We start from the raw sequence: 23,422 nt of genomic DNA, 5'->3' as shown, positions 1-23,422 counted from the left end.
GAAAGAAAGGAATTTTGCAAAGGTCTCAGGCCGTCTGAAAGTGTTTTCAGACGGCCTTTTTGATGGTTACAAATAAAAGCTGTTGGCTTTTTTAAGGGGTTTCTGGCATTTTGTAATTGGATTGGGTTTAATTCAACCAAAAACGGAAAACCAAGAAGAAAACCAAGGCCAAAACGCCGGCCCAAACCAGCAACATGAATCCGGCTACTGCCTGACCCAAGCGGTAAACAGGATTTTTGCGTTCGTCTTCGAGTAGGGGATTTGGTGTATCGTGCGGTTTGTCGGACATGATGAAGCTCTGATTGAATTATTGAATAAAAACGTAAGGGTACGCCGATAGAAGCAAAGATTCAAGTGGGAATGATTATTGATAGAAGTCTTCGTCTTCATTCCACGCCGTTTTTAAGGCCGTCTGAATGGTGTCGGCACCAAAGCCGCGATAAGCAAGGAAACGTGCTTGTTTTTGTTTTTCTTTCAAATCTTGAGCTTCTTGCTTGAATTTTTTACGCAAGACGGAAATAGCGGTTTGCAGCTCGTCCTCCCTGTCGGGTAGGAACTCCCGACAGTCGTCTGCATCGATGCCTTGTTGCGCCAAGGCTTGCTTGAGGCGGAGCGTGCCGTAACGGTTGCTTTTGCTGTGAATATAGGCTTCTGCGTAACGTTGGTCGGATTGCCAATTTCGTTCGGCGAATTCGTCCAAAACCTTTTCCAATTCTTCTTCGCTTTCAGCGTGCGGAGCCAGTTTGCGTTTCAAGCCGACACGGCTGACTTCCTGACGAGAAAGAATATCCAAGGCGCGGGCGCGTAAGGTTTTGGGAGGTTTCATGGGGATATGGAAGAGGAGGGAGTTTAACTACATTGAATTACATTTCAGACGGCCTGATTAGGTGAAAGCACCGAAAAGGCCGTCTGAAAATAAAGCCGAACTATTCTTCGTCTTTGTTCTTTTGTGGTTGTAGATTTTCGTAGATTTCAGGCAGGGCTCGAATCAACAAATCAGGTTTGGTCGCTTTGTCTTGAGAGAGCAAGGTCATGTCGCCGTAGCCGAATGTTACGCCGACGCTGAAGCAACCGGCCGCTTTAGCAGCAATAATGTCATTTTTAGAATCGCCCACCATCAGCATATTGGCAACGTCGATGCCCAAAACTTCGGCCGCATGTTGAAGCGGCAATGGGCTGGGTTTTTTCTCAGTCAGGCTGTCGCCGCCGAGAACCAGGCTGAAATAGTCGTCGAGATTAAGTTGTTTCAGTAACTCAGCAGCCAGAATTTCATTTTTATTGGTAATGACAACCAATGGAATACCCAAGGACTTGAGCAGGCCGAGACCGGCTTCGGTTTCAGGGTAGGGGCGGGTAAAGTCGCTCAAATGCTCGCGATAATATTTCATAAAGAACACAAAGCCTTTTTCCCAGATTTCAGGATCGGCTTCTTTTTCACGATCATTGGTAATGACGCGATGAACCAACTTGCTGATGCCGTCGCCGACATAACTTTCAACCGTTTGGGTGGGCAAAACAGGTAAACCCAAGTGCGCACACATGGCTTGGGCTGCTGCGGCCAAATCGGGAACGGAATCACATAAGGTACCGTCCAAATCAAAGGCAACGGCTTGAACGTGTTCTAAAGCAGCAGTAGTCATTGAGTAGCTTTCTGTCATATTATTTAAGCGCTTATTTTAACATTGTTTGCCTGATTTGCCGATGTTTTGCTGATTCTTTAAAGGGATATTTGTTTAAATTGTTAACAATTTTTGCTGGTGTAAGGCTGTTAGCCTATTTGGAATATGGAAGGGATTTTGTCAACAAAAAGGGTAGTTTGGTAGGCATTAAAAAACAAAGGGTTTGTGTGTTTTTTTGAATGGTTTGATGAGCATTTATACTAGGCCGTCTGAAAATTTTTTGGTCGGCATGCCGATATTTTCAGACGGCCTCAAACTAAATTTATATATAAATGAATGGATTTGCTTTTTATCGACTACATGCTATTACATTTTTTCCTGTTTTTGTATATAGTAACAAGTATGGCTCTCGTCTAATCATGTGTATGAAAAGGAAAAATACATGTCCGCATCTGCTGTAAAAGAAACGCTGAATCCGTTTGAAATTGCACAAAAACAAGTGAAAATTGCCTGCGATCGCCTGAATGCCGACCCGGCAGTATTTGAAATCTTGAAAAAGCCGCAACGTGTTTTGGAAGTGAACTTCCCTGTCAAACTCGACAACGGTACAGTAGAAAATTTCACCGGTTACCGTTCCCAACACAATAACGCCGTCGGCCCTTACAAAGGCGGCGTGCGCTTCCATCCCAATGTGAATCTGGACGAAGTCAAAGCCCTGTCTATTTGGATGACCATCAAATGCTGCGTAGCCGGTATTCCTTACGGTGGTGGCAAAGGCGGCATCACTTTGGATCCGCGCAATTATTCCGAAGCAGAATTGGAACGCATCGCCCGCGCTTATTCTGAAGCCATTTCTCCGCTGATCGGCGAGAAAATCGACATTCCCGCCCCCGATGTGAACACCAACGGCAAAATCATGTCTTGGATGGTTGATGCCTATGAAAACGTGGTGAAACATTCCGCACCGGGCGTATTCACCGGCAAACCGGTTGAGTTCGGCGGCTCTTTGGCGCGTACCGAAGCCACCGGTTACGGCGTAAACTTCGCTGCCGTCCAAGCTTTGGAAAAACTGGGCAAAGACGTGAAAGGTGCCACTTACGCCATTCAAGGTTTCGGTAATGTGGGCTACCACACCGGTTACTATGCACACAAATCTGGTGCGAAAGTCGTTGCCGTATCTACTGTTGACGTTGCTATCTACAACGAAAACGGCTTGGATATGGAAGCGCTGTTCAAAGAATACCAAGAAAAAGGCTTCATCACCAACGAAGCCGGTTACGGTAAAGAAATCAGCAATGCCGAACTTTTGGCTTTGGATGTGGACGTACTCGCCCTTGTGCATTGGAAAATCAATTGACTTCCGAAAATGCAGGCAAAGTCCGCGCGAAAATCGTGGTTGAAGGCGCAAACGGCCCGACTACTCCTGAAGCCGACGTTATCCTGCGTCAAAACGGCGTATTGGTTGTTCCTGACATTTTGGCAAACTGCGGCGGCGTGGTTGTATCTTATTTCGAATGGGTACAAAACCTGCAAGGCTACTACTGGGAGTTTGACGAAGTTCAAGAGAAAGAAACCGTGGTTCTGCGCCGTGCGTTCCGCGATATTTGGAACTTGGCTAAAGAATACGATGTTGACCTGCGTACCGCTTCTTACATGATGAGTATCCGCCGTGTTGAAAAAGCAATGAAACTGCGCGGTTGGTATTAATCGGTTGACCGATAGCTAAGAGTAGGCCGTCTGAAACCTGTTTTCAGACGGCCTTGATGTTTTTAATAAGAGCCTTTACAAATTTTAATCCACCTTGATTCCATTTCAATCAAACTCAGCTATAATCCCCTTCTTTGACCTTTCCGGAAAAGACATAATCATGAACAAAACTTTCAAATTCAGCGCATTGGCTTTGTCTGCTCTGTTGGCGATGACTGCTTGCAACCAACAAAAAGACACTGCCGCCAAAGATGCTCCTGCTGCTTCCGCAGCTTCAAATGCGACTGCAGATGCTTCCGCCATCGGTTCTACTGCCCAACAAGCCAGCTACGCAATGGGTGTGGACATCGGCCGTTCATTGAAACAAATGAAAGACCAAGGCACAGAAATCGATTTGAAAGTCTTCACCGAAGCCATGGAAGCCATGTTTGAAGGCAAAGAAGTCAAAATGACTGAAGCCCAAGCTCAGGAAGTGATGATGAAATTCCTGCAAGAGCAACAAGAAAAAGCGGCTGCCAAACGTGCTGAAGATGCCAAAGTAAACTTGGAAAAAGGCGAAGCGTTCTTGAAAGAAAACGCGACTAAAGAAGGCGTGAAAACCAGCGCTTCCGGTCTGCAATACAAAATCACCAAAGAAGGCGAAGGTAAAAAACCGACTAAAGACGACATGGTTACCGTTGAATACGAAGGCCGTCTGATTGATGGTACCGTATTTGACAGCAGCAAAGCCAACGGCGGCCCAGTCAGCTTCCCTGTAAGCCAAGTAATCCCTGGTTGGACTGAAGGTATCCAACTTTTGAAAGAAGGCGGGGAAGCAACATTCTACATCCCGGCTAAATTGGCTTACCGCGAAGTGGGCGCCGGCGATAAAATCGGCCCGAACGCTACTTTGGTATTCGATGTAAAACTGGTTAAAGTCGGCGCGCCTGATGCTGCTGCACAACAACCAGTACAAGTTGACGTACAAAAAGTTCAATAATCCGAATCAAGGCTTACGCCCTTAAACAACGGATAAAAGGCCGTCTGAAAAATTCCGTTTCAGACGGCCTTTGTTCCAAACAAACAAGGAATTATGATGAAAAATATCGTCATCCTTATTTCCGGACGCGGCAGTAATATGCAGGCGATTGTGAATGCCGACATTCCCGATGCCAACATTGCAGCCGTATTGAGCAACAGCGAGACCGCTGCCGGATTGGCATGGGCGGCAGAGCGCAGTATTGCCACTGACAGTTTGAACCATAAAAACTTCGACTCGCGTCTGGCATTCGATCAGGCCATGATGGAGAAAATCGATGCCTATCAGCCCGATTTGGTCGTATTGGCGGGCTTCATGCGCATTTTGACTCCAGAGTTCTGCGAACATTATGAAAACCGCCTGATCAACATTCATCCGTCCATTCTGCCTTCTTTCACCGGTCTGCACACCCACGAACGCGCATTGGAAGCAGGTTGCCGAGTGGCAGGCTGCACCATCCATTTCGTGACGCCCGAGCTGGATTGCGGCCCAATTATTTCTCAAGGCATTGTTCCTATTTTGGACGGCGATACCGCTGACGATGTTGCCGCACGCGTGCTGACGGTTGAACACCAGCTTTTCCCACAAGCCGTTGCCGACTTTGTTGCAGGCCGTCTGAAAATCGAAGGCAATCGCGTTTTGAATGCACAACGTAATGCCGCCGGTCAAAGCCTGTTGGCTTAATTAAAACACGATACACACAAGGAAAACATCATGAATCCGATTAAAACAACCCTGCTGACACTTTCCCTGCTCACTGCCTCCATCGGCGCACAAGCCGCTGAATTGCCGCAATCTGCCGTTTTGCAATACTCAGGCAGCTACGGTATTCCGGCGACCATGACCTTCACACGCAGCGGCAGCCAATACAAAATCGTCTCTACCATCAAAGTACCGCTTTACAATATCCGCTTTGAATCCGGCGGCAGCATCAACGGCACGACCCTGCATCCGTCTTACTACAAAGATGTACGCGGCGGTAAATTGTATGCCGAGGCCAAATTCTCCGGCGGCAACATCACTTATGGTAAAGCAGGTGATTTGAAAACCGAAAAATCCGGCCCGGCCATGGACTTGTTCACTTTGGCATGGCAACTGGCTGCCAATGACGTGCGCCTGCCGTCAGGTTTGAAAATTACCAACGGTAAAAAACTGTATACCGTCGGTAGCATGAACAAAATCGGTAGCGAAAGCTATAAGCTGAACGGCGGCACAACGCCTGTGAGCAAATATCGTGTCCGCCGCGGCGACGATACCGTTACTTACTCTTTTGCTTCCGATATCGACAATATCCCGGCGCAAATCAGCTATACCGATGACGGCAAAACCTACAACCTGAAACTGACTTCCGTTAAAATCAACGGTAAAGTAGTGAAACCGTAATCTTTATTTACTCAAACACAAGAAGGCCGTCTGAAAAGTTTTCAGACGGCCTTTTATCTTTACAGCAACACAATATCGTATTGTTCCTGCGTGTAGGCGGTTTCGACTGCCAGCGAAATCGGCTTTCCGATAAAGTCTATCAACATCGCCAGCGATTGTGATTCTTCGTCTAGGAACAAGTCGATGACATTCGGAGCGGCCAAAATGCGGAAGGCTTGGACATCGTAGCGGCGCGCTTCGCGGACGATTTCGCGTTGGATTTCGTAGCACACGGTTTGCGGTGTTTTCAGACGGCCCCTGCCTTGGCAGGAAGGGCAGGGTTCGCAGAGGATTTGGCTTAAGTTTTCACGCGAACGTTTGCGGGTCAGTTCGACAAGACCCAGACTGGTAAAGCCGTTGAGGGTGACGCGGGTGCGGTCGAAACTCAGGGCTTTGGCAAGCTCTTGCAGGACGGCTTCGCGGTGGATTTCCTGCGCCATATCGATGAAGTCGATGATGATGATGCCGCCGAGATTGCGCAGGCGAAGTTCGCGGGCGATGGTGTGGCAGGCTTCGAGGTTAGTGCGGAAGATGGTTTCATCAAAATTGCGCGCGCCGACAAAGCCGCCGGTGTTGACATCGATGGTGGTCATGGCTTCGGTGGACTCGATGATGAGGTAGCTGCCGAAGTTGAGGTTGACGCGCGGTTGCAGGGCGCGGGCGATTTCCTGCTCGATGTTGTGGGTTTCAAATAGGGGGCGTTCGCCTTTGAACAGCTCGATTCTGCCCAATGCACCTTGAACGTATTGTTCGGCAAACTGGGTCATGCGGCGGTGGTTTTCAGTCGAGTCGACCAGGATTTTGTGCGTATCGAGGCTGAACATATCGCGCAATACACGCAGGCTCAAAGGCAAATCTTGATAGAGCAGGGTTTCGGGCGGCTGAATTTTTGCCTGTTTTTGAATGTGTTCCCACACTTTGGTCAGATAGTTAATGTCCGATTGCAGTTGGTCATCGGAGGCGTTTTCAGCATTGGTGCGGATGATGTAGCCGTGGCAGGCATTTTCGGGCAGTAGGTTGTTGAGGCGCTCCCTCAAATTGCTGCGTTCCGCATCGTCTTCAATGCGTTGGGAAATGCCGATGTGGTCTTCTTGCGGAAGATGGACGAGGAAACGGCCGGCCAGTGAGATTTGGGTGGATAGGCGTGCGCCTTTGGTGTTGATGGGGTCTTTAATGACCTGAACCAAGACGGACTGGCCTTCAAAGAGCATATGTTCGATGCGTTGGGTTTCGTCCGGATTACGGCGTTGTTCAAGGACGTCGACGATATGCAGAAACGCGGCGCGTTCCAAGCCGATATCAATGAACGCGCTTTGCATGCCGGGAAGAACGCGTTTGACGACGCCCAAATAAATATTGCCGACCAAGCTATGGCCGCTGTTGCGCTCGATGTGCAGCTCGCAGATATTGTTCTCTTCCAAAACAGCCACACGCGTTTCTTGCGGCGTGATGTTGACGAGGACGGTTTCGGACGGACGCACGGCGTCCTTGGGGATGGGAATTCCTGAAAGCATGGGGATACCTGATTTTGAATAGAAAAACTTTTGCGATGTGTTCTTCTCCAAAAAACAAATGGCAAAAGTCATTCTGCGAAAGCGCTTATCATACTTTAATTATGGTTTTTCCGCATCTGCACAAATGTTTATGGCCAAGAGGCCGTCTGAATGTTTTTTACAACCGTACGGCGGGAACACTTGTAAAATCACACCTATGCCCATATAGTCATGAACATTGGTATTTTGGAAGAAATCATGCAAACCGTTACTGTTTATACCGGTCCATATTGCCCGTACTGCACCATGGCGAAAAGGCTGTTGCAGGCGGTGGGCGTGAAAGAAATCAACGAAATCCGCATCGACGGCAATCCGGAAGTTTTTGCCGAAATGCAGCAGCTTTCCGGCCAGCGCAGCGTGCCGCAGATTTTTATCGGCGACACCCATGTCGGTGGCTTTACTGATTTGTACCGCTTGCAGCAGGAAGGCAAGTTGGACGAATTACTGAATCCTTAACCCTTAACTTAGGAAATAAAATGAGCGAAGAATTGCAACCCGTATTCAGCGTTGAGCGTTTGTATGTAAAAGACTTGTCTTTGGAAGTGCCTCACGCACCACAAATCTTCTTGGAACAAGGCGAGCCTGAAGTGGATATGCGCGTTTCTACCGGCAACACCAAACTGGAAGACGGCTTCTACAGCGTTGACGTTACCGTGACCGTGACTGCCAAACTGAACGAAGAGCGCACCATGTTCTTGAACGAAGTTACCCAAAGCGGCATCTTCCGTCTGGAAAACATTCCTGAAGAAGACGTACAACTGCTGTTGGGTGTTGCTTGTCCGAACATCCTGTTCCCTTACGCACGCGAAGCCATTTCCAACAGCGTAACCCGCGCCGGCTTCCCACCTGTACTGCTTGCTCCGATCAACTTCGAAGCAATCTACCAACAACAACAGGAAGCTAACGCTTAATCGCGTTATACCTAAATTAAGGCCGTCTGAAACATTGCGTTCAGACGGCCTTTTTTTATTTGAAAATTAGGATATAAGAAAAATCTATAATAAAAAAGTTCATATATTAATGTAATAAGTATATAATGATATCGCTTATCATTACGATAATATTTTTAATTTTATGGGTTTATATACCATTTAAAATCAATGAATTAGAATTTTATCCAGTAAGTAGATTCTATTAATTAAGGAAATAGTTGTGAAACCTGATTTTCAAATGAAAACAATTTGTTTGTTATTAGTGCTGCCTTGCCAAACCGTTTTTGCAGATACGGGACATCAAGAAGTTGAACATGTAGATATGGATACGGTCAAGGTCAGTGGCAAACGGCAGGCACAAAGGAATACCGAGCGCAGTCAGTCTTATACAATCGGAACGATGGCAACGGCGACTGGCTTGCATATTTCAGGCAAGGATACGCCGCAGTCGGTGAGCGTAATGACGCGTCGGCAGCTAGATGATAAAGCAATATATTCTTTAGAAGATGCAATGAAAAATACTACGGGAATCAACGTAGTTCGGGATTCGGGCCTACAAACTCGTTTTTTGTCTCGTGGTTTCTATGTTGATCAGATTGGTGAAGACGGTATTACCACGAATGTGTCTGGACGTTCGGGCTATACGGCAAAAATCGATGTCTCACCCAGTACAGACCTTGCTGTTTATGATCACATTGAGGTTGTCAGAGGTGCAACCGGTCTTACTCAGTCCAATTCTGAACCGGGTGGAACCATTAATTTAATCCGTAAGCGGCCAACAGCCCTGTTTAAGCATACAGGTGAAATCAGCACTGACCATAGGGGCAGCAAGCGTTTGGCTTTGGATGTATCTGGAAGCTTGAATAATGAACATACGGTACGCGGTAGGCTGGTTGGTGTTCATGAGGACCACCGCTCTTTTAAAGAGGGTGTATGGAACAAGAAAGACATGGTTTATGGCGTGATCGATACGGATTTGAGTGATAACAGTATGCTGACTTTGGGTGGTACTTATCAGAAAAATAAAGACATTCCCGATTTTGCCGGCGTGATTTTACCTTGTGAGGATCAAAAAACTGCGGCCTTCAGCTCCAGTCCGGCCTGTAACAATCCTTTGAAATTGCCACGTAAAACTTATTTGGGTGAAACCTCATGGTCACGCCTGAAGGCTGATAAATACAATATTTTTTCCGGTTTCAAACATGTCTTTGACAATGGATGGCAACTCAATGCTGAAATTTCTTATACGCATAATGATTCAGATGCCAAAGTCGGACAATTTTTTCTGAAAAACGAACACGCGGCAGGTATTTCAGCATCTGCGGCAACGGGTTTCTTAACCGAGAAGGGAGAGGTTATCCCTTTTGAGCCTAAAGACAAGGCGTTGGCAAAATTAAAAGAATATCGTGATGGCGTCACGAAAACATATGAAGAGAAAAAAGCAGATTACGTTGCCCATCATTTCGATTCATCTGCTTTTGAACAATATCGCTCCCAAAGGGCGGCAGCACGTCGGGCAGGTTTTGATCAATGTATGCAGGACATTGGTTTGGATTTCCTGTGCAACGACTGGCAGGATCCGGGTGTAGAAGTAGATAAAAAAGAGTTTGTTGATAAGGAGCTTGTAAAGCAAGGAATTATTAACAATGCAGAAGGTCTGTTTCCCAACCGTCTATACGACTCAGCATACAATCTTCGCCACACATACAACCGCCGTTACAACTTCATGCCGTTGCACTATACCAAACACGATGTGCAATGGGGCTTTAAGCTGGATCTGACAGGTAACTACCGCCTGCTTGGGCGTGAACATGATTTCTTTGTCGGCTATGCGTATAACAATGAAAAAATCCGTTCTGCTTATACAGAAATCTATCAAAACCGTTATTTTGTCCGTCCTCAAGGTTATGCAGGTGCAGGCAGTTGCGGCATTCATCCCGATGGTCCGGAGCGTAATCCTTTAGAAAAAGGCATTGTCGAACCAGATTGGCATATTTATAACGAAAAAGGTAATAACAAAATCTATGTGCCGGAATGCAGTGGCGCGCATATTACCAAATATACTCCCCGGTTGGATGCGGAGGGCAAGCCTGTCTGGACAGTCAACGACAATGGTGAGCGCGTAATGGTGCAAGATCCTGTTTACGAATTGGATGCAAATGGAAACAAAATACAGGAGCGGGATGAAGAGGGAAATTTGAAATGGGCAAACCAATATCTGAAAACGCCGCTGTGGAAAACTGTTCAGGTTGCAGATGATCATGTTCCGGCGTTATACAATTATTCGAAATACCTTAACACGAATAAAACACATTCTTTGACTGTCAGCACCCGCTTTAATGCAACCAACCGTCTGCATCTCTTGGGTGGAATGCACTATACACGTTATGAAACCACACAAGCCAAAGAAATGCCTGTACGCTACGGCCAGCCTGCTACGGCATTTCAAACTGAGAGCAGTAACAAAATCGACAAAGAACACTACACCTCAAAAATGCAAAGTCATCGGTTTACGCCATATGCAGGCATTACCTACGACCTGACACCGCAACAAAGCTTGTATGCCAGCTATACTAAGATTTTTAAACAACAGGATAACGTTGATGTAACCAGCAAATCCGTTCTTCCACCACTCATCGGGACTAACTATGAAATAGGTTGGAAAGGGTCGTTCTTGCAAGGCCGTCTGAATGCTTCGCTTGCCTTGTTTGTCTTACAGCAGAAAAACCGTACCGTTGTCGATTTCGGATTTGTTCCTGATACTGGTCGTAACGGAGGTTCATTCCAAACCATCGCTAAACCTGTGGGTAAGGTTAAGAGTAGTGGTGCAGAACTTGAATTGGCTGGCGAATTGTCGGAAAACTGGCGTATTTTTGTTGGCTACACATATAACAAAAGTAAGTATAAAAATGCTGCAGAAGTCAATGCGGAGCGGTTGGAGAAAAATACGACTGCCGACCCGTATAACTTCAGTAACTTCACGCCGGTACATATGTTCCGCCTCGGTACAAGCTACCGCTTGCCTCAAACTAAATTGACCTTGGGTGGCGGAATATCCGCGCAAAGTCGCACAAGTAGCCTTTACAATATTCGCCAAGGAGGCTACGGACTTATAGATGGCTTTGTTCAATATGACTTCCACAAACACGGCAGAATCAGCCTGATTGGAACTAACCTGGCTGACAGGACGTATTTTGAAAACAACTACAACCGTACGCGAGGTCAAAACAATTTCTATGGCGAACCGCGGACAGTCAAATTGAAATTGGATTGGCATTTTTAGGAGAGTGGGTAATGATTGGGTATGTAAACATTATTGGCCAAATTCCTGATAAAAGTATGGGTTGAATATCCTTCTTTTTTGAAAGCTGTTTACTAACAATGGCTGAAGTTGATTCGATAGCCGGCGTATTTTCAAATATTAATTTGTTTCAAGTATTCAGCTTTGAAGGCCGTCTGAAACATTGCGTTCAGACGGCCTTTTTGTTTTCGGATAAAATACAGCAAACTTTAAATCAGCTGCCTTTTAAGATGACGCCCGAAACCCAAAAACAGCTCAAAATTACCGATGTTTCCGCCAAGAAGCTTGAAAAACTCAACCTCCATACCGCATGGGATTTGGTGTTGCACCTGCCGTTGCGTTACGAGGACGAGACGCACATCATGCCGATTAAGGATGCGCCGATCGGCGTGCCGTGTCAGGTTGAGGGCGAGGTCATTCATCAGGAAGTAACTTTTAAGCCGCGCAAGCAGCTGATTGTTCAAATCGCCGATGGTTCCGGCAGCATCCTTTTTCTGCGCTTCATCCACTTTTACGCCAGCAACCAGAAACAGATGGCGGTCGGCAAGCGCATCCGTGCCGTAGGCGAAATCAAGCACGGGTTTCACGGCGACGAGATGATTCACCCTAAAATTCGCGATGCCGAGAGCAGTGGTTTGGCAGAAAGCCTCACGCCGATTTATCCGACTGTAAACGGTTTGAACCAGCCTACATTGCGCCGTATTATTCAGACGGCCTTGGACGTTACGCCGTTGCACGATACCTTACCCGATGCTTTATTAGGCCGTCTGAAACTGCCGCACCTTGCCGAAAGCCTGCGCCTTTTGCACTCGCCGCCGCCGAGCTTCACCATTCATCAACTTTCAGACGGTACGCTGCCTGCATGGCAGCGACTCAAATTCGACGAACTTTTGGCACAACAGTTGTCCATGCGGCTGGCGCGACAGAAGCGCGTCAGCGGCACCGCGGCAGCATTGGGTGGCGACGGTACGTTGACTCAAGCCCTGCGCCATGCCTTACCGTTTGCCCTGACCGATGCGCAAGAAAAAGTTGTTTCCGAAATCTGCCGAGACATGGCGCAAACCCACCCCATGCACCGCCTGCTGCAAGGCGATGTCGGCAGCGGCAAAACCATCGTCGCCGCCTTGTCCGCGCTGACCGCCATTGAATCTGGCGCGCAGGTGGCTGTAATGGCGCCGACCGAAATCCTTGCCGAACAGCACTTCATCAAGTTCAAACAATGGCTTGAGCCGTTAGGTCTTGAAGTCGTTTGGCTCTCCGGTAGTCAGCGCAAAAAAGCCAAAGACGAAGCCAAAGCCAAACTTGCTGACGGCTCTGTCAAAATCGCCGTCGGTACGCACGCCCTGTTTTCAGACGACGTCGAGTTTCAAAATCTGGGCTTGGTGATTGTGGATGAACAACACCGTTTCGGCGTCGCCCAACGCCTCGCCCTCAAAAACAAAGGGCGCGACGTCCATCAGCTGATGATGTCCGCCACGCCCATTCCGCGCACGCTTGCCATGAGTTTCTTCGCCGATTTGGACGTGTCCGTCATCGACGAATTGCCGCCCGGGCGCACCCCGATTAAAACACGCCTCGTCAACAACGTCCGCCGCACCGAAGTCGAAGGCTTCGTCCTCAATATCTGCCGCAAAGGGCAGCAGGCATACTGGGTCTGTCCGCTGATTGAAGAGAGCGAAACCCTGCAACTGCAAACCGCCACTGAAACCCTCGAGCAGCTTCAGACGGCCTTGCCCGAACTCAGCATCGGCTTGGTACACGGGCGCATGAAGGCTGCCGAAAAAGCCGAAGTCATGGCGGAATTTGCGGCAGGTCGTCTGAACGTCTTGGTCGCCACCACCGTCATCGAAGTCGGCGTAGATGTGCCCAACGCCGCCCTGATGGTGATCGAACACGCCGAGCGCATGGGCTTGGCGCAGCTGCACCAATTACGCGGGCGGGTAGGGCGCGGCGCGGCAGAAAGCGTGTGCGTCCTCCTGTTTGCCGAACCCTTGAGCGAACTCGCCAAAGCGCGGTTGAAAGTCATCTACGAACACACCGACGGCTTCGAAATCGCCCGCCAAGATCTCAACATCCGCGGCCCCGGCGAGTTTCTCGGCGCGCGTCAAAGCGGCGTCCCCATGCTGCGTTTCGCCAACCTCGAAGAAGACCTGCACCTCTTGGAACAAGCGCGCGAAATCGCCCCCTTGCTGATTGAACAAAACCCCGAAATCGTCGAAGCGCATCTGGAAAGGTGGCTTGCCAGCAGGGAAGGGTATTTGGGCGTATAAAATTTGCATGAAAAGAAAAAGGCCGTCTGAAAACAGACGGCCTTTGGTTTGGCTGGATAGGGGTTTAGAAACCTTGCGCCAACATGGCATCGGCAACTTTGACGAAACCGGCAATGTTCGCACCATTGACATAGTTCACTTTGTCGCCGACTTTGCCGTATTTCAGGCAGGATTCGTGGATATTGTGCATGATGTCGAACAGGCGTTGGTCGACTTCTTCACGAGTCCAAGACAGGCGGATGGCGTTTTGACTCATTTCCAAACCTGAAGTCGCTACGCCGCCGGCGTTGGAGGCTTTGCCCGGAGCGTAGAGGATGCCGGCTTTGATAAATTGTTCGACTGCGCCCAAAGTTGACGGCATGTTCGCACCTTCGGCAACCACATAGCAACCGTTTGCCAGCAGGATTTTGGCAGCGTCTGCGTCCAATTCGTTTTGGGTGGCGCAAGGCAGGGCGACTTCGGCCGCGATGTTCCACGGTTTTTGGTTTTCAAAGTATTGCAGGCCTTGTTCTTTGGCGTAAGTGGCCACGCGTTCGCGGCGTACTTCTTTCAGCTCGATCAAAGCGGCCAGTTGCGCTTCGGTCATACCGCTGTCAGGGAAGAGGACAAAGCCGTTGGAGTCGGAAACGGTCAATACTTTTGCACCCAGTTGGATGGCTTTTTCGGCAGCGTATTGCGCCACGTTGCCGGAGCCGGAAATTAACACGCGTTTGCCTTCGATGCTGTCGTTGCGGGTTTCCAACATGGCTTGGGCAAAATACACGCAGCCGTAGCCGGTGGCTTCAGGGCGAATCAGGCTACCGCCCCATTCGAGGCCTTTGCCGGTCAGGACTGAAGCAAATTCGTTGCGGATTTTTTTGTATTGGCCGAACAGATAGCCGATTTCGCGGCCACCTACGCCGATGTCGCCGGCAGGGACGTCGGTGTCGGCGCCGATGTGGCGGTAGAGTTCGGTCATAAAGGCTTGGCAGAAGCGCATTACTTCGGCATCGGATTTGCCTTTAGGATCAAAGTCGGAACCGCCCTTGCCTCCGCCCATAGGCAGGGTGGTCAGTGCGTTTTTGAAGACCTGTTCAAAAGCGAGGAATTTCAATACGCCCAAATCGACGGTAGGGTGGAAGCGCAAGCCGCCTTTGTAAGGGCCGATGGCGGAGCTCATTTGAATGCGGTAGCCGCGGTTGACTTGGACTTGGCCTTTGTCGTCCATCCAAGTGACGCGGAACATAATCACGCGCTCCGGTTCAACAATACGCTCAAGCAGGCTTTGTTGGGTGTATTTCGGGTTTTTCGCCAAAAACGGATCCAAACTCATGAACACTTCTTCAACGGCTTGATGGAAGGGTTCTTGGTTGGGGTTGCGTTGTTTGAGATTGGTAAACAGGGTGTTCAGGTCAGTCATTTTTCTACTCCTATTGAGTGAGATATTTCAATATTTATGTTTTGAAATATAGCTGTAAAAATTTTACTTGCCAAGAAAAATTTTACCTAGATTGTTGACATTATTTTTTTACCAATTTGTAAAAATGGAATTATATTTTAAATATAAATAAAAATATATAAAAATATTTCATCAAATATGTTTAAATAAAAATAAAATGCCGAGTAATTAAACTAGAAAATGTTGAAAATTTTTTTGTAAAAATTTAATTCAGCTCATAAATTTGTGTAAATTAGCGCTGAATTGTCAACATTGTTAATGAGTGTACTACGCGAATATAGGGAAGGTTTCCCCATTGAAGACAGAGAGGCAGGCCGTCTGAAAATTCGGTACAATACACACGAAATTCCCACAACACATACATTAAGGAAACACATGAAAGCCTATCACGACCTTATGCGCCATGTTCTCGACAATGGTATCGACAAATCCGACCGTACCGGCACCGGCACGCGTTCCGTGTTTGGTTACCAAATGCGTTTTGATTTGAGTGAAGGCTTTCCGTTGTTGACTACCAAAAAATTGCATCTTCGCTCGATTATTCATGAGCTGCTTTGGTTTCTCAAAGGCGATACCAACATCAAATACCTGAAAGAGAACAACGTTTCCATTTGGGACGAATGGGCGGACGAAAACGGCGATTTGGGCCCGGTTTACGGCTACCAATGGCGCAGTTGGCCTGCACCCGACGGCCGCCATATCGACCAAATTGCCAATGTGCTGGAACAAATCAAAAAAAATCCCGACTCGCGCCGTCTGATTGTATCGGCATGGAATCCGGCTTTGGTCGACGAAATGGCCTTACCACCTTGCCACGCGCTGTTTCAGTTTTACGTTGCCAACGGCAAACTGTCCTGCCAACTTTACCAACGCAGCGCCGATATCTTCCTTGGCGTACCGTTCAACATCGCCAGCTATGCATTGTTGACCATGATGATGGCGCAAGTGTGCGGACTGGAAGCCGGTGAGTTTATCCATACGTTTGGCGATGCGCATTTGTACAGCAACCATATCGAGCAGGCCCAGCTGCAATTAAGCCGCGATTTCCGAAAACTGCCGACCATGAAAATCAACCCTGAAGTCAAAGACTTGTTTGCCTTCAAATTTGAAGACTTCGAATTGGAAGGCTACGATCCACATCCACATATCAAAGCAGCCGTATCGGTGTAATTCAAGTTAAAAAACAGAAGGCCGTCTGAAACTTCAGACGGCCTTTTTATTTGATTTGAATTGTCAGATTTTCTCTCAACGGATAAGCGTATTTCCGTTAAAATACGCCTTCTTTTCCGATTCGAAACATTGCCATGCGCCTTACCCACATCAAACTCTCCGGCTTCAAATCTTTTACCGACCCGACCACGATTCATGTGCCGGGGCAGCTTGTTGCGGTTATCGGGCCGAACGGCTGCGGCAAGTCGAATGTGATTGACGCGGTGCGCTGGGTGTTGGGCGAGGCTTCGGCGAAGCAGCTTCGCGGCGAGAGTATGCAGGATGTGATTTTTAACGGTGCGGCGACGCGCCGTCCTGCGCCGAGGGCTTCGGTGGAGCTGGTGTTTGACAACAGCGACCACAGTTTGCAGGGGCGTGGGGGCAGTATGCCGAGGTGAGCATCAAGCGGCAGCTAACGCGTCAGGGCGAATCGACTTATTTCATCAACAATCAGACCGTGCGCCGCCGCGACATTACCGATTTGTTTCTGGGTACAGGCGTGGGCGCGCGCGGTTATGCCGTTATCGAGCAGGGGATGATTTCGCGCATCATCGAAGCGCGGCCGGAGGAGTTGCGCGCCTATATCGAGGAGGCGGCGGGTGTATCCAAATATAAGGAACGCCGCAAGGAGACGGAAGGCCGTCTGAAAGACACGCGCGAGCATTTGCAGCGTTTGGGCGATTTGCAGAACGAATTGGCGCGTCAGGTGGAAAAGCTGGAGAAACAGGCGGAAACCGCCGAACGCTACAAATCCCTGACCACGCAGTTGAACCAGCAACAGGATTTGCTCGATTACGCCCAATGGCAGCAATCGCTTGCCGCCGCCGACAAGGCGACCGCGCAGCATCAGTCTTTGCAGGCGCAGCAGGACGAAACCGCCGCGCAGGTTCGGGCGTTAAACGACGAAGTACACGCCTTGCAGGCCGCCGAACAGGCGCAGCAGCAGGCAGTGCACGAACTGAGCAACAAACGCGGCGTGTTGCGCGAGCAGATTGCCCGTTTGGAAGAACAAATCCGCCATCAGCAAAACCTGCATCAACGCATCGAACGCGACAAGCAGGCGGCGCAGGCGCAGATGCAGCGCATCCATCAGGAGCAGCAGCAAATCCGCGTGCAGCTTGAAGAAAACGAGTTGCAGGCGGAAGAAAAGCAAACCGAGTTGGCAGAATGGGCGATGCAGGTTGCCGAACACGAAGAGCGTCTGCCCGCATTGGAAGAAGCCCAAGCCACGCTCAATGCCGCCTTCCAAACCCAGCAGGACGAGGCAAACCGCATCCGTCGCGAGTTGGCGTTGAAGCAGCAGCAGCTTGCCCATGCCGAACAAACCGTTGCCAAGCACGAAGAGCGCAAAGGTCGTCTGAAACAGGAAAACCAAGCCCTGAACCTGCCCGACGAAGCCGAAACCGCCGCCGCGCAGGAAGCCGCCGCCTTGTTGCAAAGCCAGCAAGAGCATTACGAAGAACAAATTATTGCCGCCGAAGAAGCCCTACACGCCGCCCGCGAGGCGTTTCAGACGGCCTCAAACCGCTTCCAAAGCCTGAAACAGCAACACATTACCTTGCAGGCGCAGCAGCAGGCGTTGTCGCAAATCCTGTCGCAACAGCAGGAAGCCGCCGACTTCTGGCAGGCAACCGACCACGCCACCGTGCCGCAACTGTGGCAACACATCACCGCGCCCGCCGAGTGGCAGCACGCCTTGTCCGTCATCCTTGCCGAACGCCTGCACGCCCGCGCCGTACCGCATGGCTTCGTTCCCCCCACGCCTTTGCCGCAGGGGCAGGCGGCATGGCTTTCAGACGACCTCTCCGGCGGTATCAAGAAATCCCTGCCCGTACAGGCATTGCTGAACCAAATCCAAGCGCAGCCGCCGTTTCAGACGGCATTGCACCACTGGCTCGACGGCGTATTGTGCGCGCCCGATTTGAATTATGCCCTCGCGCATCAAAGCGATTTGGGCGCACACCAAATCTGGCTCACGCCCGAAGGCCATCAGGTCGATAAAGTCAGCGTCCTGCTCTATGCCAAACCCGCGCAGGAAAGCCTGATTGCCCAAAAAGCGCGTCTCGACGGCATTGCGTCCGAACTGGAAAACCTCGCCCCCGAACTCTCCGCCGCCGAAGCCGCGTTCAAACAGGCGGAGGCTGCCGTGCGCTCGTCCGAAGTGCAGCACAAAAACCTGATACAGCAGCAACAGCAGCACACGCGCCAATACAGCCAAGCGCAGCAACGCGCCGCCGAGCTTCTGGCGCGCACCAACCAAGGGCAAATACGCCGCGAACACATCGCTCGCGAACTGGCGCAGTTGGCGGAAGAACAGACCGTATTACAACACACGTCCGACGGGCTTTCAGACGACATCGCTACTTTGAAGGAAGCCGCCGCCGAACTCGAACACCAGCAGCAAACCACCGCGCACAGCCGCCAAGAGCAGCAAGGCCGTCTGAAACAGGCGCAGCTTGCCCTGTTGGAAGCCAACCGCCAATACGGGCTGGCCGAAGTCGCCGTCCACAAACTCAACCAGCAAAAACAAAACTACCAGCAGCAAATCGCCCGGCTCGAACAGCAAACCCTGGACTGGCAGGAACGCCAGCAAGAGCTTGCCCTCGCCTATGAAACCGAGTTCCAAAACGACGAGCAGCACATCAAGCTCGACGAGCTGACCGAAGCCGTGCACACGCTGGACGAAGAATACATCGCCGTGCAGGAAAAACTCGCTCAGATTCAGGAGCAGGGCAGGGAGCAATACGCCCGCGTACAAACCCTGCAAACCAAGCTGCCGCAGCTTCAGGCCGCCACCCAAACCGCCCTGTTGCAACAACAGGAAGCCCTGATTAACGCCAAACGCTACCATCAAAACCTGACCGAACGCGCCGCCGATTTGGACACGCTCGAAGCGTTGGCGAAAGAATCGCCGAAAGTATTGAACAGCAGCATCGGCAGCCTTTCGCAACAAATCGAAGCACTCGGCGCCGTCAACCTCGCCGCCCTGCAAGAACTCGAAGAAGCGCGCGAACGCGACGGCTACTACCGCAGCCAAAGCGAAGACGTGCAGGCCGCCATCACCCTTTTGGAAGAAGCCATCGCCCAAATCGACGACAAAACCAAAGAGCGTTTCAAAGAGACCTTCGACGCCGTCAACAGCAAAGTCCAAACCTTCTTCCCGACCCTGTTCGGCGGTGGCGAAGCCACCCTCAAAATGATAGGCGACGACCTCCTGACTGCCGGCGTGTCCATCATGGCGCGCCCGCCCGGCAAGAAAAACAGCACCATCCACCTCCTCTCCGGCGGCGAAAAAGCCCTCACCGCCATGAGCCTCGTGTTCGCCCTGTTCAGCCTCAACCCCGCCCCCTTCTGCCTTCTGGACGAAGTCGACGCCCCGCTGGACGACGCCAACACCTCGCGCTTCTGCAACCTGGTCAAAGAAATGTCGGCGCAAACCCAGTTCCTCTACATCTCCCACAACCGCCTGACCATGGAAATGGCAGAGCAGCTCGTCGGCGTAACCATGCAGGAAAAAGGCGTATCGCGCGTCGTCGCCGTGGACATTAAACAGGCGTTAGAAATGGCTGAGCCGAATTGAGGTAAGAATGAAGGCAAAGGCCGTCTGAAAGAATGAGGAAGAAATCTATCATTTCATCTTCCCATTTTTCAGACGGCCTTTTTGTATTGGATAAAGCGTTATTGTTTTGATGTATTATCTTTGGCGCGTTGAGGCTGCCCCGAGCGTTGGTTGCTGCCATTGACGGCATCGCGCCATGCTTTGCGTTCGGCTTCGATTTTGGCGGCTACTTCGTGAACCATGGTTTCTTGTTTTTTGACGACAGGCTCTTCCGGTGTGTTGTCGGAAAAGTGGAGGCCGTACCACAAGGCGGCGAAAATGCTGCAGACGAAGATAACGGCGATCAGGCCGACGATGGCCTGTTTGCCGGCGAGGGGTTTTTCGGGGGAGGGACGAGGACATCGAAGCAGTCGGCGCAATCGAGGGCGAAGCAGACGTTTTCGGCTTCTTTGCGGCCGCGCCGGCCTTCTGTGATGTTGAAGGAGATGTGTTGCCCTTCGGCCGGTAGGCGGGTAAGGGTGGTGAAGGCGGCAAGGGCAAGAAAGATTTCTTGGCCTGTGTCTTCTATGGTAGCGGCGCCGAAGCCGCGCTTGCTGTTCCAGCGAGTAATCGTTCCGTAATAGCGCATAATGTATGTGGGGATATTATTATAGGTAACAGTTTTTCCTTGGACTGATTTTAAATCAAAAAGTTTAGTTATTGTCTTAATTTTACACTAGATTTGTCTTGTTGGAAGAAGACGGGCCGTCTGAAGGATTTCAGACGGCCTGTATGGTTTATGCCTACTTATTAAGCACTTTTTGGAAGGTGTCGATCAGGTGTTGCGCAATGGCACGGCTGCCGAATTGTTGCAGGCAATCTTGGCGCAAACGGACGGGATCGTAGTTGGCATGGTTTTCGTAGAGGGTGAGCAATGCTTTGGTCAGTTCCGGTATGTTTTCGATTGGCACCAGTAGGCCGTTGTCGGAAGTAACGATGGATTCGGGGCCACCGCAGCGTGTTGCGATAACGGGTAAACCTTGCGACAGTGCTTCGATATAGACGACGCCGAAGGTCTCGGTACGGCTGGCGAGGACGAATGCGTTGCTGTGGCGCATGAGGTCTAAGGTTTGGTCGGTGGTCAATGCGCCGGTAAAGGTAACGGCGTGGTTGATACCCAAGTCGCTTGCCAGTTGTTTCAGACGGCCTTCTTCTGCGCCGCCGCCGCCGATTTTGAGTTTGAGTTGCGGATAGGTTTTGAGAGCTTCGGCAAAAGCAGGCAGGAGCAGGTCGTGGCCTTTGAGGTGGCGCAGGTGGGAGACGCTGCAGAAGGTGAAGTCTTGATGGTTTTTTTCGGGGAACTCGAAATCCTGTTCAAAATTGCCGCCCAGCATATTGGGCAGGTATTGCCAGTCTGTACCGGCGTAGGTTTTTTCGAGAATGCGGCAGAAATCACGGCTGACGGCGAACCGTGCCGCGCTGTGACGCACGGCTTCGTGCATGGACGGCCATTGGTTTTTGCGGACAAGGCCGCGTGAAATGGCGCTGCTGTGTTCGGTAATCACATAGGGAATGCCGTATTTTTTGAAGATGGCGCAGGCCAAAATGGCGGCGTAGTTGACGCAATGGGCGTGAATTACGTCGGGTTTGCCGTTGTCGGCGATATAGGCTTCAAAAGCTTTCATGCCTGCGTTGACCCAGCGGATGCGGTCGATATCGACAACCGGACAGCGCGGGAAGAAATACATGCTGTCGTAGGCGTAAGTGTTGAGTCCGCCTTGCTGATGGCGGCGCAGGCCGTAGAAGCGCGAGAAGATGGTTTTCGGCTGGCTTCTCAAGTAGCGGAACATGGGAACGACCATGCCGATTTTCATGCCTTCGCGTTGCAGGGCTTGGGCTTGGAGGCGGAAAAAGATTCCGTCCACGTCGGTTTCGGAAGAGGGGTACCAAGAGGGGATGACAACAATATGCATGATGTGTTTTTTATGGAGGTAGATAACGGCGAGGCCGTCTGAAAAGAAAAGATATCTTTCAGACGGCCTTTTGTCTATTTAGTTCAATCAGTTGCCGGCAACCGTCATTTTAGAAACCAAGATGGAGCCGATTTGGTTGGACGAACGGCGTAATGCGTCGTCTGCCACGCCGGTGATGTCGCGGTACATATCCTGCAAACGACCGGCAATGGTGATTTCCTGAACCGGATAGGCAATGACGCCGTTTTCCACCCAAAATCCGGCCGCGCCGCGCGAGTAGTCGCCGGTAATGGTGTTGACGCCTTGTCCCATCAATTCGGTAACCAGCAAACCTGTCCCCATTTCTTTCAACAGGTCGGCCTGCGTGGCATGGGTGTGGTTCAGATACAGATTGTGTGCGCCGCCGGCGTTGCCCGTTGTCTGCATACCGAGTTTTTTCGCGCTGTAACTGCTGAGGAAATAGCCTTCGACTATGCCGTCTTTCACCACAAAACGCGGCTGCGTGGCGACGCCTTCGGCATCGAAATAAGTGCTGCGGAACGAGCGCAGGATATGCGGTTCTTCGCGCAGGCTGAGAAACTCGGGCAGTACCTGTTTGCCGATGCTGTCAATCAGGAAGCTGCTTTGACGGTAGAGCGCACCGCCGCTGAGTGCGCCGATAAGGTGGCCGATTAAGCCGACGGCGACAGTGGTGTCGAACAGTACGGGATAGCTGCCGGTCGGAACGCTGCGGCTGTTCAGACGGCGTAAAGTCCGTTCGGCTGCGGTTTGGCCGATGAGTTCGGGCGTGTCCATGTCTTCGTGACGGCAGGAGGAATCGTACCAATAGTCGCGCTGCATGCCATGCTCGTCGCTGGCGACCACGCTGCAAGAAATGCTGTGATGCGTGCTTTGCTGGTGTGCGGCAAAGCCGTGGGTGTTGCCGTAAACATATTGGTAATGGCCGGTATGAACCGATGCGCCTTCGGAATTTTCAATGCGGTTGTCCGTTGACAGTGCGGCCTGTTCGCATTGCTTGGCCAAATCAATGGCGGATTCGGTACTCAAATCCCATTCGTGGTAGCGGTCGAGGTCGCCGATATGGGTTGCCATCAAGGCAGCATCGGCAAGGCCGGCGCAATCGTCTTCGGCGGTATAGCGTGCAATATCGATGGCGGCTTTGACCGTATCTTGCAGGGCGCGTTCGGAAAAGTCGGCAGTGCTGGCGCGGCCTTTGCGTTGGCCGACATAGACCGTAATGTCTAAAGATTTATCTTGTTGGAACTCGATTTGTTCGATTTCGCCCAGGCGCACGCTGACGCTTTGACCGAGCGACTCGCTGAAATCGGCTTCGGCCGCGGTGGCGCCGGATTGTTTGGCCAAATCCAGCGTGTGTCCGCACAAGCGCAACAGCTCGTCCGGTGTGTGGTTAAACAGCATAAAAAGGTTTCCTGACAGGGTTT

At 50.6% G+C, this 23,422-nt stretch carries 16 protein-coding genes and 2 pseudogenes; 10 read left to right on the top strand and 8 right to left on the bottom strand.

All coding sequences use genetic code 11. The annotated features are described in order from the left end of the window. Positions 1 to 127: 127 nt before the first annotated feature. From KCG54_RS08050 to KCG54_RS08040, 3 genes are all read right to left on the bottom strand, one after another. Positions 128 to 289, bottom strand: a complete 162-nt coding sequence (locus tag KCG54_RS08050) for a hypothetical protein (protein ID WP_049344044.1) — start codon at positions 287 to 289, stop codon at positions 128 to 130. A gap of 75 nt (positions 290 to 364) precedes the next feature. Continuing rightward, positions 365 to 826: a recombination regulator RecX gene (gene recX / locus KCG54_RS08045; protein ID WP_049329865.1), complete on the bottom strand. Its 462-nt coding sequence runs from the start codon at positions 824 to 826 to the stop codon at positions 365 to 367. A 100-nt stretch (positions 827 to 926) separates the two neighbouring features. Then, positions 927 to 1,640: a phosphoglycolate phosphatase gene (locus KCG54_RS08040; RefSeq protein ID WP_254323885.1), complete on the bottom strand. Its 714-nt coding sequence runs from the start codon at positions 1,638 to 1,640 to the stop codon at positions 927 to 929. A gap of 421 nt (positions 1,641 to 2,061) precedes the next feature. Between KCG54_RS08040 and KCG54_RS08035 the strand changes: the two are divergent. The 4 genes and pseudogenes from KCG54_RS08035 (at position 2,062) to KCG54_RS08020 (ending at position 5,727) form a co-directional block, all read left to right on the top strand. After that, positions 2,062 to 3,326, top strand: a pseudogene (locus KCG54_RS08035) (Glu/Leu/Phe/Val family dehydrogenase). Positions 3,327 to 3,486: 160 nt separating this feature from the next. Next, a complete protein-coding gene (locus tag KCG54_RS08030) occupies positions 3,487 to 4,305 on the top strand; it encodes an FKBP-type peptidyl-prolyl cis-trans isomerase (protein WP_254323884.1) in 819 nt (272 codons plus the stop codon). A gap of 96 nt (positions 4,306 to 4,401) precedes the next feature. Further along, positions 4,402 to 5,028, top strand: coding sequence for a phosphoribosylglycinamide formyltransferase (gene purN / locus KCG54_RS08025; protein WP_254325007.1), 627 nt, complete (start codon positions 4,402 to 4,404; stop codon positions 5,026 to 5,028). Between the two features lie 30 nt (positions 5,029 to 5,058). Continuing rightward, entirely contained in the window at positions 5,059 to 5,727 is a 669-nt protein-coding gene (locus KCG54_RS08020) for a DUF3108 domain-containing protein (protein ID WP_070584289.1), read from the top strand. Between the two features lie 59 nt (positions 5,728 to 5,786). Here KCG54_RS08020 and KCG54_RS08015 read toward each other — a convergent pair whose 3' ends face one another. Beyond that, positions 5,787 to 7,280, bottom strand: a complete 1,494-nt coding sequence (locus KCG54_RS08015; protein WP_070591018.1) for an Rne/Rng family ribonuclease — start codon at positions 7,278 to 7,280, stop codon at positions 5,787 to 5,789. A 237-nt stretch (positions 7,281 to 7,517) separates the two neighbouring features. Between KCG54_RS08015 and grxC the strand changes: the two genes are divergently transcribed. From grxC to recG, 4 genes are all read left to right on the top strand, one after another. Next, positions 7,518 to 7,775: a glutaredoxin 3 gene (gene grxC / locus KCG54_RS08010; protein WP_003684090.1), complete on the top strand. Its 258-nt coding sequence runs from the start codon at positions 7,518 to 7,520 to the stop codon at positions 7,773 to 7,775. A 20-nt stretch (positions 7,776 to 7,795) separates the two neighbouring features. After that, positions 7,796 to 8,230: a protein-export chaperone SecB gene (secB, locus tag KCG54_RS08005; RefSeq protein WP_003745844.1), complete on the top strand. Its 435-nt coding sequence runs from the start codon at positions 7,796 to 7,798 to the stop codon at positions 8,228 to 8,230. Between the two features lie 259 nt (positions 8,231 to 8,489). Continuing rightward, positions 8,490 to 11,534 (top strand): TonB-dependent siderophore receptor, encoded by a 3,045-nt coding sequence (locus KCG54_RS08000; RefSeq protein ID WP_254325006.1) that lies wholly within the window; start codon positions 8,490 to 8,492, stop codon positions 11,532 to 11,534. Positions 11,535 to 11,782: 248 nt separating this feature from the next. Then, positions 11,783 to 13,822, top strand: coding sequence for an ATP-dependent DNA helicase RecG (gene recG / locus KCG54_RS07995; protein ID WP_254325005.1), 2,040 nt, complete (start codon positions 11,783 to 11,785; stop codon positions 13,820 to 13,822). Positions 13,823 to 13,886: 64 nt separating this feature from the next. On the opposite strand, the gene gdhA is transcribed toward recG, so the two are convergent. After that, a complete protein-coding gene (gene gdhA / locus KCG54_RS07990; RefSeq protein ID WP_003745850.1) occupies positions 13,887 to 15,221 on the bottom strand; it encodes an NADP-specific glutamate dehydrogenase in 1,335 nt (444 codons plus the stop codon). 414 nt (positions 15,222 to 15,635) lie between these two features. Here gdhA and KCG54_RS07985 point away from each other — a divergent pair, with 414 nt between their 5' ends. Then, positions 15,636 to 16,430, top strand: a complete 795-nt coding sequence (locus KCG54_RS07985; RefSeq protein ID WP_254323883.1) for a thymidylate synthase — start codon at positions 15,636 to 15,638, stop codon at positions 16,428 to 16,430. A gap of 134 nt (positions 16,431 to 16,564) precedes the next feature. Continuing rightward, positions 16,565 to 20,049 (top strand): annotated as a pseudogene (smc, locus tag KCG54_RS07980) (chromosome segregation protein SMC). A gap of 98 nt (positions 20,050 to 20,147) precedes the next feature. Here the strand turns inward: smc and KCG54_RS07975 are convergent. The 3 genes from KCG54_RS07975 to pmbA form a co-directional block, all read right to left on the bottom strand. Next, a complete protein-coding gene (locus tag KCG54_RS07975; protein WP_254323882.1) occupies positions 20,148 to 20,447 on the bottom strand; it encodes a hypothetical protein in 300 nt (99 codons plus the stop codon). Between the two features lie 363 nt (positions 20,448 to 20,810). Continuing rightward, positions 20,811 to 21,980: a glycosyltransferase gene (locus tag KCG54_RS07965; RefSeq protein ID WP_254323881.1), complete on the bottom strand. Its 1,170-nt coding sequence runs from the start codon at positions 21,978 to 21,980 to the stop codon at positions 20,811 to 20,813. An 87-nt stretch (positions 21,981 to 22,067) separates the two neighbouring features. Next, complete coding sequence (gene pmbA / locus KCG54_RS07960) at positions 22,068 to 23,399, bottom strand: metalloprotease PmbA (protein WP_254323880.1); 1,332 nt, start codon at positions 23,397 to 23,399, stop codon at positions 22,068 to 22,070. Positions 23,400 to 23,422 lie beyond the last annotated feature (23 nt).

Source organism: Neisseria subflava, assembly GCF_024205705.1.
In the GTDB taxonomy this organism is placed as follows: Bacteria; Pseudomonadota; Gammaproteobacteria; order Burkholderiales; family Neisseriaceae; genus Neisseria; species Neisseria subflava_D.
The sequence above is the reverse complement of the archived record's forward strand: the minus strand, read 5'-3'. Positions and strand labels throughout refer to the sequence as shown.

Excerpts from the sequence above, each read along its gene's own strand:
- KCG54_RS08030 (WP_254323884.1), top strand. The coding sequence starts at position 3,487 with ATGAACAAAACTTTCAAATTCAGCGCATTGGCTTTGTCTGCTCTGTTG.
- KCG54_RS08050 (WP_049344044.1), bottom strand. The coding sequence starts at position 289 with ATGTCCGACAAACCGCACGATACACCAAATCCCCTACTCGAAGACGAA.
- purN (WP_254325007.1), top strand. The coding sequence starts at position 4,402 with ATGAAAAATATCGTCATCCTTATTTCCGGACGCGGCAGTAATATGCAG.
- grxC (WP_003684090.1), top strand. The coding sequence starts at position 7,518 with ATGCAAACCGTTACTGTTTATACCGGTCCATATTGCCCGTACTGCACC.
- KCG54_RS08015 (WP_070591018.1), bottom strand. The coding sequence starts at position 7,280 with ATGCTTTCAGGAATTCCCATCCCCAAGGACGCCGTGCGTCCGTCCGAA.
- gdhA (WP_003745850.1), bottom strand. The coding sequence starts at position 15,221 with ATGACTGACCTGAACACCCTGTTTACCAATCTCAAACAACGCAACCCC.
- KCG54_RS08040 (WP_254323885.1), bottom strand. The coding sequence starts at position 1,640 with ATGACTACTGCTGCTTTAGAACACGTTCAAGCCGTTGCCTTTGATTTG.
- KCG54_RS07965 (WP_254323881.1), bottom strand. The coding sequence starts at position 21,980 with ATGCATATTGTTGTCATCCCCTCTTGGTACCCCTCTTCCGAAACCGAC.
- KCG54_RS08020 (WP_070584289.1), top strand. The coding sequence starts at position 5,059 with ATGAATCCGATTAAAACAACCCTGCTGACACTTTCCCTGCTCACTGCC.
- secB (WP_003745844.1), top strand. The coding sequence starts at position 7,796 with ATGAGCGAAGAATTGCAACCCGTATTCAGCGTTGAGCGTTTGTATGTA.
- KCG54_RS08000 (WP_254325006.1), top strand. The coding sequence starts at position 8,490 with ATGAAAACAATTTGTTTGTTATTAGTGCTGCCTTGCCAAACCGTTTTT.
- pmbA (WP_254323880.1), bottom strand. The coding sequence starts at position 23,399 with ATGCTGTTTAACCACACACCGGACGAGCTGTTGCGCTTGTGCGGACAC.
- recG (WP_254325005.1), top strand. The coding sequence starts at position 11,783 with ATGACGCCCGAAACCCAAAAACAGCTCAAAATTACCGATGTTTCCGCC.
- recX (WP_049329865.1), bottom strand. The coding sequence starts at position 826 with ATGAAACCTCCCAAAACCTTACGCGCCCGCGCCTTGGATATTCTTTCT.
- KCG54_RS07985 (WP_254323883.1), top strand. The coding sequence starts at position 15,636 with ATGAAAGCCTATCACGACCTTATGCGCCATGTTCTCGACAATGGTATC.